At 67.4% G+C, this 13798-nt stretch carries 12 protein-coding genes; 3 read left to right on the top strand and 9 right to left on the bottom strand.

Annotated features, from left to right (window positions below):
- Positions 1 to 15: 15 nt before the first annotated feature.
- Positions 16 to 996, bottom strand: a complete 981-nt coding sequence (locus E5CHR_RS10405) for an isopenicillin N synthase family dioxygenase (RefSeq protein ID WP_162579608.1) — start codon at positions 994 to 996, stop codon at positions 16 to 18.
- Between the two features lie 251 nt (positions 997 to 1247).
- On the opposite strand from E5CHR_RS10405, the gene rutR reads away from it, so the two are divergent.
- The gene (rutR, locus tag E5CHR_RS10400) at positions 1248 to 1967 is read left to right on the top strand and encodes an HTH-type transcriptional regulator RutR (RefSeq protein WP_162579607.1); all 720 of its coding nucleotides are present in this window, start codon (positions 1248 to 1250) and stop codon (positions 1965 to 1967) included.
- On the opposite strand, the gene rutF is transcribed toward rutR, so the two are convergent.
- Genes rutF through rutA form a run of 6 tightly spaced genes read right to left on the bottom strand, consistent with a single transcriptional unit; the run spans position 1964 to position 6171 of the window.
- Entirely contained in the window at positions 1964 to 2455 is a 492-nt protein-coding gene (rutF, locus tag E5CHR_RS10395) for an NADH-dependent FMN reductase RutF (RefSeq protein WP_162579606.1), read from the bottom strand. The genes rutR and rutF overlap by 4 nt on opposite strands.
- A gap of 14 nt (positions 2456 to 2469) precedes the next feature.
- A complete protein-coding gene (locus tag E5CHR_RS10390) occupies positions 2470 to 3072 on the bottom strand; it encodes a malonic semialdehyde reductase (protein ID WP_162579605.1) in 603 nt (200 codons plus the stop codon).
- Positions 3069 to 3863, bottom strand: a complete 795-nt coding sequence (gene rutD / locus E5CHR_RS10385; RefSeq protein ID WP_162579604.1) for a pyrimidine utilization protein D — start codon at positions 3861 to 3863, stop codon at positions 3069 to 3071. The genes E5CHR_RS10390 and rutD overlap by 4 nt, the downstream gene beginning before the upstream one ends.
- Before the next feature lie 5 nt (positions 3864 to 3868).
- Positions 3869 to 4261, bottom strand: a complete 393-nt coding sequence (rutC, locus tag E5CHR_RS10380; RefSeq protein WP_162579603.1) for a pyrimidine utilization protein C — start codon at positions 4259 to 4261, stop codon at positions 3869 to 3871.
- A 23-nt stretch (positions 4262 to 4284) separates the two neighbouring features.
- Positions 4285 to 5040, bottom strand: a complete 756-nt coding sequence (rutB, locus tag E5CHR_RS10375; protein WP_232062022.1) for a pyrimidine utilization protein B — start codon at positions 5038 to 5040, stop codon at positions 4285 to 4287.
- A gap of 18 nt (positions 5041 to 5058) precedes the next feature.
- On the bottom strand, positions 5059 to 6171 hold the full coding sequence (rutA, locus tag E5CHR_RS10370) for a pyrimidine utilization protein A (RefSeq protein WP_162579602.1): 1113 nt from the start codon (positions 6169 to 6171) through the stop codon (positions 5059 to 5061).
- A gap of 359 nt (positions 6172 to 6530) precedes the next feature.
- Between rutA and E5CHR_RS10365 the strand changes: the two genes are divergently transcribed.
- Positions 6531 to 9770 carry a galactose oxidase early set domain-containing protein gene (locus E5CHR_RS10365; protein ID WP_162579601.1) on the top strand — a complete coding sequence of 1080 codons (3240 nt, stop codon included), beginning with the start codon at positions 6531 to 6533 and terminating at the stop codon, positions 9768 to 9770.
- Between the two features lie 50 nt (positions 9771 to 9820).
- Here the strand turns inward: E5CHR_RS10365 and E5CHR_RS10360 are convergent, their stop codons facing one another.
- Positions 9821 to 10918, bottom strand: coding sequence for a cupin-like domain-containing protein (locus E5CHR_RS10360; protein ID WP_162579600.1), 1098 nt, complete (start codon positions 10916 to 10918; stop codon positions 9821 to 9823).
- Positions 10915 to 11874, bottom strand: a complete 960-nt coding sequence (locus E5CHR_RS10355; protein WP_162583664.1) for a LysR family transcriptional regulator — start codon at positions 11872 to 11874, stop codon at positions 10915 to 10917. The genes E5CHR_RS10360 and E5CHR_RS10355 overlap by 4 nt, the downstream gene beginning before the upstream one ends.
- Positions 11875 to 11985: 111 nt before the next feature.
- On the opposite strand from E5CHR_RS10355, the gene gcl reads away from it, so the two are divergent.
- Complete coding sequence (gene gcl / locus E5CHR_RS10350) at positions 11986 to 13779, top strand: glyoxylate carboligase (RefSeq protein ID WP_162579599.1); 1794 nt, start codon at positions 11986 to 11988, stop codon at positions 13777 to 13779.
- Positions 13780 to 13798 lie beyond the last annotated feature (19 nt).

The raw sequence follows: 13798 nt of genomic DNA, 5'->3' as shown, positions 1-13798 counted from the left end.
AGAAGGGAGAAAGGATCAGACGGTGGTGGCCGGCGCCTTGCGGTACGCGTAGTTCTTGTCGAGCCGCTCCATGAGGTATTGGCCGTAGGTCACGGGCTCGTGGCGCGGCGGGTGCTTCGCATCGGTGCAGGTCGGCAGGCACTCGATGAGCGCGTCCATGCTGGGGTCGAGGAAATAGGGCAGCGAGTAGCGGTCGCCGCCCGAGCGGTTGATGACGCGGTGCGGTGTCGACACGAAGCGGTCGTTGGTCCAGCGTGCGAGCATGTCGCCCACGTTGAGCACGTAGGTGTCGGGAATGGGCGGCGCCTCGATCCAGTCGCCGCCGCGCGGGCGCACCTGCAGGCCGCCGCTGTCGTCCTGCGCGAGCAGCGTGATGATCCCGTAGTCGGTGTGCGGCGCCGAGCCCATCTGGTCGTCGTCGACGGGCGGCTGCGGCGGGTAGTGCAATGCGCGCAGGAACGTGGTGGGATGGTCGAAGTAATGGTCGAGCGCCGTGGCCTCCAGGCCCAGGCTCATCGCGATGAGGCGCACGATGTAGCGACCCAGCGCGTCGACCTCGCTCACGTACTGCGTCATGGCGCTCCTGAAGCCCGGCAGCCAGTCGGGCCATTGGTTGGGACCCTGCATCGGCAGCCCTGCGAGCAGGCCCGGATCGTCGGGCGGCAGCTCGTGCATGAGCATCAGCGACTCGCTCATGTTGGGCTTGGTGACCTTGGCCACCGAGGACGTGACGATGGTGGACGTGGCCATGCCCATGTAGCCGCGGTGCGCGGCGTTGATGGCCAGCGACTGCTTGCGCTCCAGGGGCGACGCATGAAAGTCGCGCGAGGCCGCAAAGGCCGCATCGCGTGTGCTGCGCCGCACCGTATGGCCTCCGATGTAGGCGAAGCCGATGGTGCTCAGTGCGTCGTGCAGGCGCGCGGCGGCATCCCTTGCCACGGGTTGCGTGGGGTCGAGGTTGCCGGCGAGATCGATCAGGGGAATGGAGGTCAGCATCGGGCGGATGAGGTGGAATAGTCCATGACGAGCGAACGGGCGGTCCGTGGCGTCGTCGTGCAAGGTGGCATGACTCTCGCCATGCAACGTCTGTGCCAGTTGGACCAAATGGACAAATTCCAGTTGTCGCGTCAGCATGGTGCGTGGCAGGGCACTTGCAAGGAGGTCCGTGGTGCAAGGCGACGCACGCTGGCTCTACAGTGGTGCGCGCAAGAGGAATGCGATTGACGATAGATAGAGAGCGAGGAACGATGCCGAAGACCAAGGCGCTGGCCGCAGCCAGCACCACCCACACCCCGCCGCCGGCGCTCAAGCGCGCGAAGCCGGCCGTGCGCAGCGCCGCGTCGGTGAAGCGCCGCCTGCGCCAGATCGAGGACAAGCGAAGCGCCATCCTGGGCGCGGCGCTCGGCCTGTTCTCGCGCTTCGGATTGCACGGCACCTCCATCGACCAAGTGGCCGCGCGCGCCGATGTGTCCAAGAGCAACCTGCTCTATTACTTCGCGAGCAAGGAAGATCTCTACGTCAACGTGCTGCGCGACCTGCTCGCGCTGTGGCTCGAACCGCTTCGCGGCTTCAGCGAAGAGCAGGACCCGGCCGAGGCCATCGGCGACTACATCCGCCGCAAGCTCGTGGTGTCACGCGACCGGCCCGATGCGTCGCGCCTGTTCTGTCTTGAAATGATCCAGGGCGCGCCGCTGCTGCGCGACGAGCTCGACCGCGAGTTGCGCACGCTGGTGGAGCGCAAGTCGGAAGTGATCCGCGCGTGGGTGAAGGCGGGCAAGCTCGCACCGGTCGATCCGCACCATCTGATCTTCGCGCTGTGGGCCATCACGCAGCACTACGCCGACTTCGGCGTGCAGGTGCAGGCGCTGACGGGGCACACGCTCGACGACGACGCGTTCTTCGAGCAGACGGTGCAGAACGTGCAGCGCATCGTGCTCGACGGCATCACGCCGGTAGGCAATCCTTAGAGCGCCGGCGCCGCAATCTCGTGATAGCGGCGGTCGAAGTAGATCAGCCCCTGGGCCGCACCGCCGATCGAGATCGAGACCGCCTCGCAGAACAGGACGTCGTGCGTACCCGCGCTGGTCGCATGCACCACGCGGCAATCGAAGGACACGGCCGCATCGTCGAGCACCGGCGAGCCCGTGGTCTTCTCTCTCCATCGCGCCGCGGCAAATCGCTCGTCCATCGGCGTCTTGCCGCCGAACAGCGCGGACAGCGACTGGTGCCCCGGCGCCAGCACGTTCACGCACAGCACCTCGTTGCACTTGAACGCCGCATACACCGACGCCGAGCGGTTGAGGCACACGAGCAGGGTCGGCGGGTCGTCGGTCACACTGCACACGGCCGACGCCGTGAAGCCCGCGCGGCCCGCAGGCCCGTCGGTGGTGATGATGTTGACGGCAGCGCCCAGCCGCGCCATCGCATTGCGGTAATCGGCCTTCGGGTCCGGCATGTTGCGCGCCCGGTTCACGCCAGCACGCAGGCTTCGTCGAAGGGCAGGCGCGGCAGGCGCCCGAACACCTTCGATGCATCGCCGTGGCCGAGGTTGATGAGGAAGTTGACGCTCCAGTCGGTGCCTTGGAAGAACGCGGTCTCGACCTTCGCCTTGTCGAAGCCCGACATCGGTCCCGCATCGAGGCCCACGGCACGCGCGGCCAGCAGCAAATAGCCTGCCTGCAGGCTCGCGTTGCGAAAGGCGGTTTCGCGCGCGCCCTCGGGACTGCCGGTGAACCAGCTGCGCGCGTCCGCGTGCGGGAACAGCGTGGGCAGCTTGTCGTAGAACTTGCGGTCCCAAGCGGCGATGACGGTGACGGGCGCGCTCATCGTCTTGTCGAGGTTGCCCTTCGACAGCGCGGGCGCGAGCTTCTGCTTGCCCTCGGGCTTGCACACGAACACGAAGCGCGCGGGCGAGCAATTGGCCGAGGTGGGGCCAAGGCTCGTGAGCGCGTAGATGTGCCGCAGCTGCGCGTCGGTCACGGGCTCGTCGGTCCAGCCGTTGTGGCTGCGGGCGGCGGTGAACAGCAGCGCGAGGGCCGTGTCGTCGAGGGTGGAAGAAGAAGAAGTGGTCATGCGGATGGGCGGGAAAGAAAGTCGAGCAAGGTGCTGTTGAAGGCGTCGGCCTCGGTCACGCAGTGGGCGTGGCCGCCCTGGCCCATGAGCTTCAGCGTGGCGTTGGGCAGGGCGTCGCCCATGCGCTGCGAGCAGGTCCAGGGCACGAGCACGTCGTCCTTGGCGGCGCTGACCAGCACGGGCACGTTGATGTCGCCCAGGCGCGCATCCACGTCGAAGGCACGCAACGCGGCGATACGCGCGCGCATGTTGGCCTCGCCGGGGAAGTGCGCGAACGCGTGGTCGACCTCGTCCTGCACGTGCTCCGCATGCGCGGCGGCCCATGCCGCGGGGTAGAGAAAGATCGGCTGCGCCTCGACGTACGCTCGCGCGCCGATCGCGCCCAGCAAGGCGAGCCGGGCATCGAAGCAGCGCGCGGAATGCGGGTTGGGCTTCGACCACGCGTTGATGAGCACCAGCTGCGCGATGCGCGAAGGTTCGTCCAGCGCGAGCTGCAGGCCCACCAGGCCGCCGAGCGCATGGCCCGCGAAGTGGCAGCGCGTGGTGCGCGTCGCGTCCATCACCTCGATCACGTCGCGCGCCATGTCGGCAACGGCATACGGCGCCGGCAGGTCAGCGGGGCTGCGCCCGGTGCCGCGCTGGTCGTAGACCACCACGCGATGCCCCGCCGCGATCAGCGCGCAGAGCTGCGGCTGCCAGAACCCGGCCGAGCCGCCCAGGCCCGACGACAGCAACACCGTCGATGCCGCGTCGGACGGCCCGTGGACCTGGTAATGCAGCGTCGTGCCCATGCGGTTCAGCCCTTCTTGCCGACGTGGGCGATGGAGGCGATCTCGATCAGCGCGTCGGGCTTCACGAGGCCGCACTGGATGCAGAAGCGCGCGGGCTTGGTGCCGGGGAAGTATTCGGCATACACCGCGTTGATCTTCGCGTAGTCGGCCCAGTCCTTGATCATGATCTGGTTGAAGGTCACGTCGTTCATGGTGCCGCCGGCGGCTTCGACGACGTCCTTGATGGTGGTCAGCACGTGGTGCGCCTGCGCGGCCGCGTCGCCCACGTGCACGACGTTGTTGTCCTTGTCGAGAGGCAGCGTACCCGAGACGTAGAGCACGCCGTCGGCCAGGGTGCCCGGAACGTAGGGTGCGAGCGGCACGCTGGTGCCGGGAGGAATGATGGCGGTCTTGGGCATTGCAGGGGTCCTCGGTGGATCGGTCACGGGGTGGCAGGTGTGAAGGTCTCGCAGAACGCATCGACCGTCGACACCCAGCCGAAGAAAGTCTCGACGTTGTAGACGGCCGCCTGCTGGATTGCGGCGCCGCCGAGTTCGTGCGTGGCGTCTTCGAGCATCACCGCGAAATACTCGAGATGGAAGGCGTCGCGCAGCGTGGACTCCACGCACACGTTGGTGGCGATGCCGGTGAACACCAGGTGGCGGATGCCGCGTGAGCGCAACGTGCTGTCGAGCGCGCTGTTGAAGAAACCGCTGTAGCGCGTCTTGGGCACGACGATGTCGCCCGGCTGCGGTCGAATCTCCGGAATGAGCTCGTAGTCCCAGCCGCCCTTGGCCAGGAAGCGTCCCGCGAGCTCGGGCTTGGCGCGCATGGTCTTGAGTGCGTTCGACTTGTGCCAGTTGGGCGAACCGGGCCCTCCTGCCTCGACATACGCGGCGTCCCAGCCGTTTTGCAGGAACACGACGAGCATGCCCGACGCGCGCGCCGCCGCGATGCTGCGAACGATGGTGGCGATGGTGCCCTGCGCGCCGGAAATGTCGAAGCCGGCCGAGTCCACGTAGCCGCCGATGGTGGCGTAGGCGTTCTGCATGTCGACGACGATGAGGGCGGAGTCGCTGGCGTGCAGTGCGAGCGGTTCGGGCCGCGCGGGCAGCACGCGCGGCGCGGGCGCGCCGGGCGGGCGCAGAGCGCCGACGGGCGTGGTGGATGTGAGGGTGGTGTTGGTCTTGGTGCCCATTGCAGAAACCCGGTCCGTTCAGGCGGCGAGCCGCTCGGCCTCGACGCGCGAAGGCACGGGGCTTCGGACATGGGCACGGCTTTTCATCAGCGGCTGAATCCGTTCGCCGAACGCTTCCACGCCCTGCAAGAAATCGTCGAAGGTCAGCAGCACGCCTTCGGTGCCGGGCACTTCGGCCATTTCGTCGAGCATGCGCGCCACGCTCTCATAAGACCCGACGAGCGTGCCCATGTTGATGTTCACGGCTGAGGTCGGGTTGGCCATCTGACGCACGTTGGTGTCGGCGCCCGATTTGGTGTCGGCCGCGCCCTGCGCGCCGAGCCACGCGATGGCTTCCTGGTCGGCGCCGGCCTTGTAGTGCTCCCACTTGGCGCGCGCGGCGTCATCCGTCTCGTCGGCGATGAGCATCATCAACACGTAGGTGGTGACGTGGCGGCCCGTCTTGGCCGCGGCCTCGATGAGCTTCTCCGCGGCGGGCGCGAAGGCCTTGGGCGTGTTGATGCCCTTGCCGAAGCAGAAGTTGTAGTCGGCGTACTTGGCCGAAAAGGCCATGCCCGCGTCGCTCTGGCCCGCACAGATCACCTTCATGTCGGCCTGCGGCCGGGGGCTCAGGCGGCAGTCGTCCATCTTGAAATGCTCGCCCTTGAAATCGGACTGGCCCCTGCCCCACAGGTCGCGCAGGACCTGGATGTATTCGGAAAGGTATTCGTAGCGCGTGCCGAAGAACTGGTCGCCCGGCCACAGGCCCATTTGCGAATACTCGGGGCGCTGCCAGCCCGTGACGAGGTTGAGGCCGAAGCGGCCGTTGGAGATCGAGTCGATGGTGCTGCTCATGCGCGCCACGATGGCTGGCGGCATCACGAGCGAGGCGGCTGTGGCGAAGAGCTTGATCTTGCTGGTCACGGCCGCCAGGCCGGCCATCAGCGTGAACGACTCGAGGTTGTGGTCCCAGAACTCGGTCTTGCCGCCGAAGCCGCGCAACTTGATCATCGACAGGGCAAAGTCCACGCCGTAGTGCTCAGCCTTCAGCGTGATCTCCTTATTGAGCTCGAAAGTGGGTTTGTATTGCGGCGCGTTCTCGGAAAGCAGCCAACCGTTGTTGCCGATGGGAATGAAGATGCCGACGTTCATCAGAGCTCCTGTTGCGTGTTGACGGAGCGATTGCACGCTCCGTGCCAAGCTGAAAAGTCGTTATTTATCAATGACTTATAGAAAAACACCGCGCTCGTTTTGACCAAATGGTCCGAAATGGAGCATGCGATTTGAAGAACATGCTGTCCCGAGGTGCGGCGCTGGCCAAAGCGGTGCAGCACCCGGCCCGGCCTAGGGATACTTCCTAGATCTTTGGTCCTACACAGATCGGTGGACGGCGCACAGACGGAAGATGGTTAACCTCTAAGTTCTCTTTTTTGGGGTGGGATATGCCGACTGCCTCTCCACCATTTCCACCCGCTTCGGGCCTCAGGTGGATCGCCCTGTGGGCGCCACTGGTGATCACCGCGTGCGGCGGTGGCGGCGGGGACGGCGGCGTGACAGCGACCGGTTTGGCCGGCTCCGCGGCGGGCACCGCGGACACCTCCGCCCCCGCTCCTGCACCTGCCCCGGCTTCCGGGAGCGGCGAAGGCGGGACGGCTCGGGCGCTTGCCGCGGCGGCACCCGGCAGCGCCGATCCCACGCCGCCCTCCACTGCCAACGAAACCGACGCCAAGGCCTCGGTCGTGAGGGCACGCAAGGCCGTCATAACGCCGCAGGACATTGCCCGCCAGCGCGAACTGGAACGGGACCGGCCCGCCCCGATCGACCGCGGCCCCGGCGCCGACGGCGCCCCGACGGCGACCACGAGCGCCATCACCACCGCAGCGGCGGACGCGGCGGCCGCTGGCGTGGCACCCAACACGGGCGGCCAGTGGGCGGCACCCATCGGTTGGCCGATCAACGCCATCCACGCCGTGCTGACGCCCGATGGCAAGGTCATGAGCTATGGCACCGACCCGAGCGGCAATCAGGGAGCCCAGCTCTACTACGACGTCTGGACCCCCACTACCAACGCCCACAGCCTGCTGCAGCACAGCGTGCGCACCGATCTCTTCTGCACCGCCCAGACCATGCTGCCCGCCGGCCAGGTGTTGATGGCCGGCGGCGACACGCGCGGGATCACGCCGGACAAGGTCAATGGCGGCGTCCCCGACGTCAACTTCTACGACCCGGCCTCCTCACTCATCACGGCCGGGCCGCCGATGGCCTATGCGCGCTGGTACGGCACGGCGGTGCCCCTGGCCGACGGCCGCGCGCTGATGCTGGCCGGCATCGACGGCGGCGGCGCCGGCTCCGGCGTGCCGGAGATCTACACGCCCGGGCAGGGGTGGCGCACGCTCTCGGCCATTCCCAATTGGCCGGGTGACTGGTTCTATCCGCGCGCGGTGCTGGCCCCCAACGGCCGGGTGGTCGTGGCCAGCAGCAACCAGATGTTCAGCATCAACACCGAGGCGCCCACCATGGGACCGGTCGGGACGCTGCCGAAGTTCCTCAACTGGGTGCTGCCCTGGGCGATGTTCGACCGGGGCAAGATGCTGATGGTGGCGGACGACGGCAGCGCGATGGTGATCGACATCAACGGGCGCACGCCGGTCGTCAGCACCGTCGCGGGTCCCGGGCTCAACCGCGAATGGGGCACGGCCACCGTGCTGGCCGACGGCCAGGTGCTGGTCACCGGCGGCTCGGCGCAAGTAAACGAGCTGATCGACACCGCCTTCACGGCCCTGATCTGGAACCCTGCGACCGGCCAGTGGACCACCGGCAATGCGGCGCAAAAGGCGCGGCTCTACCACTCCACGGCCATGCTGCTGCCAGACGCCACGGTGTTGTCCGTCGGCGGCGGCTCGCCCGGGCCGGTGCTGAACCTCAATGCCGAGATCTATTCGCCGCCTTACCTGTTCGACAGCAGCGGCCAGCGTGCGGCGCGCCCGATCATCAACACGGCCCCGGGCCAGCTGACGCTCGGCACCGACTTCCAGATCAGCGTGATGTCGCCGAAGTCGATTCAGCGCGTGACGCTGGTGCGCACGGGCGCGGTCACGCATTCGACCGACTTCGGGCAACGCTTCCTCGACCTGCCTTTCGCCCAGGCGGCTGGAAGCTCGACGGTCAACATCACCCTCAACGAGAGCCCGAACATCCTGCCCACCGGCTACTACATGCTGTTCGTGATCGACAGTGCCGGCGTGCCCTCGGTCGCAAAAATCCTGAAGGTGCAGGGCGGCTGGACGAAGGTGGCCGACCAGGGCAACACCTTCACGCTGCCGGCATCCACCGTGGTGCAGTTCGGGCAAGGCGGAAACTGGACCCAGAAGACGGTCACCGGCAATGTGAGCTGCAAAAGCGAGTTCTTCGGGATGAATCCGGCACCGAACGTCGCCAAGACCTGCCAGGTGCTGGCGCCCAAGGCCGGCGGCGTGACGGCCGGCAGCCAGTTCACGACCGCCGACCGTACCGTGGCCGCGCAAGGCGCCGCCTTCAACATGGCGAGCGCGACCGTGGTGAGCTACGGTGTCGATTCGCGCTGGGTCGACAAGGTCGTGAGCGGTGCAGGCAATTGCAACACGACCTTCTTCGGGAGTGATCCGGCGCCGGGCGTGACCAAGTCCTGCGTGGCGGACACGGGGACTGCGGCGCCGCCCGCGCCCGCGCCCGCGCCTGCACCCGCGCCCGCGCCTGCACCTGCACCTGCGCCGGCACCGGCGCCCGCGCCTGCTCCAGCGCCTGCGCCTGTCCCGTTGGGCGCAACCCTGGCTACCGAAGGCGGCACCTTCACAGTGGCGAACTCGACCTTGGTCTCGTATGGCGCCGACACCCGCTGGGTGCAGAAGGCGGTCAGCGGTACGGTGCCCTGCACCAACGAGTACTTCGGTACCGATCCAGCGCCGTTCGTGATGAAGTCCTGCAGGCTAACGACTGCTTCGCCTGCACCTGCACCCGCACCTGCACCTGCGCCTGCACCTGCACCCGCACCTGCGCCTGCGCCTGCACCTGCACCCGCACCTGCACCTGCGCCTGCACCTGCGCCCGCGCCTGCGCCTGCGCCTGCGCCTGCGCCTGCGCCTGCGCCTGCGCCTGCGCCTGCGCCTGCGCCTGCGCCTGCGCCTGCACCTGCGCCCGCCCCTGTTCCATCGGGAGCAACGCTGGCCGTCGAAGGCGGCACTTTCACGGTGTCGAGTCCAACTCCGGTGGCCTACGGCGCCGACACGCGCTGGGTGCAGAAGACGGTCAGCGGCACGGTGCCCTGCACCAATGCCTACTTCGGCACCGATCCGGCGCCCTTCGTGACGAAGTCCTGCAGGCTCGCGTCCGCACCTTCACCTGCACCTGCACCTGCACCTGCACCAGCACCTGCACCTGCACCTGCACCGGCACCGGCACCGGCACCAGCACCAGCGCCTGCGCCTGCGCCTGCGCCCGCACCCGCACCCGCGCCCGCGCCCGCGCCCGCGCCCGCGCCCGCACCCGCGCCCGCACCCGCCCCGGCGCCAGCGCCCGCACCAGCGCCGCCGCCGTCCGGGATGACACTGGCGACCGAAGGCGGGAGCTTCACCGTGTCGAGTCCGACCTTGGTGGCCTATGGCGCCGACACTCGCTGGGTGCAGAAGACGGTCAACGGAACCGTCGCCTGTACCAACGCGTTCTTCGGCACCGACCCGGCGCCCTTCGTCGTCAAGTCCTGCCGCGTCGTCTGAGCCTCAGGCGTAAAAAATGCGCGCCCTGCACCAGCCGCAAGCGCTCTCCATCAGGCATCCGGGACGGCGCGCGGCACCGGATCGAAGTAGGTGAACAGGTTGGGGATCGGCAAGGCCAGGTTCGAGTAAGAGAAGGAAACGCTGACGTCCAGCGCGCGCACCTGGTGCCACCAGCCCAACGGCAGGAACATCGTCTCGCCCGGCCAGACCACGACCTCGAGGACGCGCACGCCCGCGAACAACGGAAACTGCCTCAGGTCGACAGCATCCAGATCGATGGGGCTGAAGACGCCATTCGTGTTGTACAGCCGCTGCCCCTGCAAAGGCGAGATGAGGCGCCAGCGCTTGCGCCCGACGACCTGCGTGTGGAACAGCATCAGCGTGTCGTGGTGCAAGGGGGTCACCGTGCCCGCCGGCCCGAACCAGAACGACGATCGCTCGGCCAGCTCCGAGCGAATGCAGCACGGCGGCAGGCTGCCGATGTCATCCAGTAGCGGAGCGAAGTCGGGCCGCCGCAACGCTTCATTGTTCGCGGTGAGGTAGTAGTCATTGGTCTCGCCGCCGGCCAGCACCTGGTCGACGAAATCGCCGAGGCGAACGCTACGCCGATGCGCCGCCTTGTCTTCCTCATAGCGCGGATTGGCCTGGCGCTCGGCCTGGACCTCGACATCGAGATGGCCGAATCGCTCTTTCAAATAATCCGGCGACCAGCGCTGCATCGCAGGCCAGTCCCGCGTATGGCCCGTAAGCACCAGCGGGCGGCAGCCGCGCACATAGCGCTCGATGAATTCTTCCTCGCTCACCGACACGCGCTTGTCCACGATGCTGTACATCGGGTCGATTTCCCAGAGCAGCTGCAGGTTGGCCAGCGTCGACTCCAGCTTGCGCAGCTGCTGCGCCCGGCCTTCGGCCGCGATGTAGACGGCGTTGCCGGGCACCAGCTCGATCAACTCCGCGCTGGCTTGCGCGTCGAGGCCCGCAGCGGTCATGGACGCCAGCACCGATTCCGGCGTGCAACCGCGCAGCAGCTGCTCGGCAGTCCACCGCAGCCATTCGGGTGTCAGCGGAGTGGCCGCCGGCGCCGGCGGTGCTTTCTCGACCTGGCTCCCCGGGGGGCGTGGCGGGGCCGGCGGCTTGGGTGGCTTCATGCGGAGATCTCCTGCGCTTTCTGGCTCGCCGATTGTGTGCGAACCGGCGGTTTGTGGGGCTGCCACCATTCCTCGCCAAAGCGCCCCTGCAGGAAAGCCACGAAGCTCGACACCTTCCCCGGCACCAGCTTCGGCGACGGAAAGACCGCGTGGATCTCCTGCTCCGGCAACGCGTGCCCCGGCAGCACCTCCACCACCGTGCCGGCCGCCAGCGAGTCGCTCGCCACGTAGCGGGGCATCAATGCGATGCCCAGCCCCTCGCGCGCCGCGGCCAGCACCGCCGACAGGTTGTTGGAGCGCAGGCGGCCGGTGACCGGCACCGTCACCGGATCGCCCTTGGGCGTGTGCATGCGCCAGACATCGTCGCCCACCACGCTGCTGTAGATCAGCGCCACGTGGGCGCTCAGGTCCTGCGCGCGCTTCGGCGTGCCGTGCTTCTTCAGGTAGCCCGGCGCCGCCACGATCACCCAAGGGTTCATGCCGAGGAAGCGCGCGCCCAGCGAGGAATCGGCGAGCTTGCCCATACGCACCGCGACGTCGATGCCCTGCGCGATCAGGTCGACGTAGCGGTCTTCGAAGCTCAGGTCCACCTGCACCTGCGGATGACGCGCCATGTACTCCAGCGCCAGCGGCACCACCACACGACGGCCGAAGGCGACCGAGGTGCCGATGCGCAGCAGGCCCTGGGCTTGCGACTCGCGCCGTCGAACGATGTGCTCGGCCTCCTCCGCCTCGCGCACGATGTTCTTGCACTTGTCGTAGTAGAGCGAACCCGCCTCGGTCAGGCCCACGCCGCGCGTGTTGCGATTGAGCAGCCGCACCTTCAGCCGCCCCTCGGTGGCCGCGACCTGCTTGGTCACGGTGGGCTGGGTGGTGTTGAACTCGCGCGCGGCCTTGGAGAAGCTGCCGGTCTCCACCACGCGGACGAACATTTCCATCGCAAGCAATCGGTCCATGGCCTTGATCGTAGCCATTTATTCCATGGCGGAATAGCTTTTATGGTCCGGTGCCGCCTTCTGCCGGAAGCCCCGAATTCCTACATTGCAGGCATCCCAAGGAGACTTCAAATGGCAAAGATGACCGCAGCCGAGGCTGCCGTTCTGGTGATGGAAAAAGAAGGCGTGACGCAGGCCTTCGGCGTGCCCGGCGCCGCCATCAATCCGCTTTACTCGGCGCTGCGCAAGCACGGCAGCATCGCTCATATCCTGGCGCGACACGTCGAGGGCGCCTCGCACATGGCCGAGGGCTACACCCGCGCGGTGGCCGGCAACATCGGTGTGTGCATCGGCACCTCCGGGCCCGCCGGCACCGACATGATCACCGGGCTGTACTCGGCCTGGGCGGACTCGATCCCCATCCTCTGCATCACGGGCCAGGCGCCCCGCGCCCGGCTCTACAAGGAAGACTTCCAGGCGGTGGACATCGAGTCGATCTCGAAACCGGTCACCAAGTGGTCCGTCACGGTGCGCGAGCCGGGCCAGGTGCCGCAGGTGTTCCAGCAGGCCTTTCATCTGATGCGCTCGGGCCGTCCAGGCCCGGTGCTGATCGACCTGCCCTTCGACGTGCAGATGGCGCAGATCGAGTTCGACATCGACACCTACCAGCCGCTCACGCCCTACAAGCCTGCCGCCACGCGCGCCCAGATCGAGAAGGCGATTGCCATGCTGAACGCCGCCGAGCGCCCGCTGATCGTGGCCGGCGGCGGCATCATCAACGCCGATGCGAGCGAACTGCTGGTGCGCTTCGCCGAGGCCACCGGCGTGCCGGTGATCCCCACGCTGATGGGCTGGGGCACGATCCCCGACAACCATCCGCTGATGGCCGGCATGTGCGGCCTGCAGACCAGCCACCGCTACGGAAACGCGACGATGCTCGCCTCCGACTTCGTGCTGGGCATCGGCAACCGCTGGGCCAACCGACACACCGGCTCGGTCGATGTCTACACCAAGGGCCGCACCTTCGTGCACGTGGACATCGAACCCACGCAGATCGGCCGCGTGTTCACGCCCGACTTCGGCATCGTCTCGGATGCGAAGGCCGCCCTGCAGCTCTTCGTCGCGGTGGCCGAGGACATGAAGGCAAAAGGCCAGCTCCCGAGCCGCGGCGAATGGGCCGGCCAGTGCCTGGAGCGGAAGAAGACGATGCTGCGCAAGACGAACTTCGCGGACGTGCCGATGAAGCCGCAGCGCGTCTACCAATGCATGAACCGCAACTTCGACAACGACACCTGCTACGTGAGCACCATCGGGCTCTCGCAGATCGCGGCCGCGCAGTTCCTGCACGTCTACAACCCGCGCCACTGGATCAACTGCGGGCAGGCCGGCCCGCTGGGCTGGACCATCCCCGCCGCGCTGGGCGTGCGCGCCGCCGACCCATCGCGCAAGATCGTTGCGCTCTCGGGCGACTACGACTTCCAGTTCATGATCGAGGAGCTGGCAGTGGGCGCGCAGTTCAAGCTGCCCTACATCCACATCGTGGTCAACAACTCCTATCTTGGCTTGATCCGCCAGGCGCAGCGCGGCTTCGAGATGGACTACTGCGTGCAACTGGGCTTCGAGAACATCAACGCCACCGAGCAGAGCGGCATCGAGCGTGAGTACGGCGTCGATCACCTGAAGGTGGTCGAGGGCCTGGGCTGCAAGGCGCTGCGCGTCTACAAGCAGGAAGAAATGAAGCCGGCGATCGAGCGCGCGGAGCAGCTGATGGCCGAGTTCTCGGTGCCGGTGGTGATCGAAGTGATGCTGGAGCGCGTGACCAATATCGCGATGGGCACCGAGATCGATGCCATCAACGAATTCGAGGCACTGGCCGAGAGCGTTGAGGACGCCCCGACCGCCATTGCCGCCGCGATGCTCGATTGATGAGAGAGGAGACCCACAA

Source organism: Variovorax sp. PBS-H4 (genome assembly GCF_901827205.1).
Lineage (GTDB): Bacteria > Pseudomonadota > Gammaproteobacteria > Burkholderiales > Burkholderiaceae_C > Variovorax.
This window is presented reverse-complemented; position numbering and strand designations above follow the sequence as displayed.

What these genes read in the sequence shown, in the direction of transcription:
- E5CHR_RS10360 (WP_162579600.1), bottom strand. Translation starts at nt 10,918, where the DNA reads ATGAAGCCACCCAAGCCGCCGGCCCCGCCACGCCCCCCGGGGAGCCAG.
- gcl (WP_162579599.1), top strand. Translation starts at nt 11,986, where the DNA reads ATGGCAAAGATGACCGCAGCCGAGGCTGCCGTTCTGGTGATGGAAAAA.
- rutA (WP_162579602.1), bottom strand. Translation starts at nt 6,171, where the DNA reads ATGAACGTCGGCATCTTCATTCCCATCGGCAACAACGGTTGGCTGCTT.
- rutF (WP_162579606.1), bottom strand. Translation starts at nt 2,455, where the DNA reads ATGCCGGACCCGAAGGCCGATTACCGCAATGCGATGGCGCGGCTGGGC.
- E5CHR_RS10355 (WP_162583664.1), bottom strand. Translation starts at nt 11,874, where the DNA reads ATGGACCGATTGCTTGCGATGGAAATGTTCGTCCGCGTGGTGGAGACC.
- rutB (WP_232062022.1), bottom strand. Translation starts at nt 5,040, where the DNA reads ATGGGCACCAAGACCAACACCACCCTCACATCCACCACGCCCGTCGGC.
- rutR (WP_162579607.1), top strand. Translation starts at nt 1,248, where the DNA reads ATGCCGAAGACCAAGGCGCTGGCCGCAGCCAGCACCACCCACACCCCG.
- E5CHR_RS10390 (WP_162579605.1), bottom strand. Translation starts at nt 3,072, where the DNA reads ATGACCACTTCTTCTTCTTCCACCCTCGACGACACGGCCCTCGCGCTG.
- E5CHR_RS10405 (WP_162579608.1), bottom strand. Translation starts at nt 996, where the DNA reads ATGCTGACCTCCATTCCCCTGATCGATCTCGCCGGCAACCTCGACCCC.
- rutC (WP_162579603.1), bottom strand. Translation starts at nt 4,261, where the DNA reads ATGCCCAAGACCGCCATCATTCCTCCCGGCACCAGCGTGCCGCTCGCA.
- rutD (WP_162579604.1), bottom strand. Translation starts at nt 3,863, where the DNA reads ATGGGCACGACGCTGCATTACCAGGTCCACGGGCCGTCCGACGCGGCA.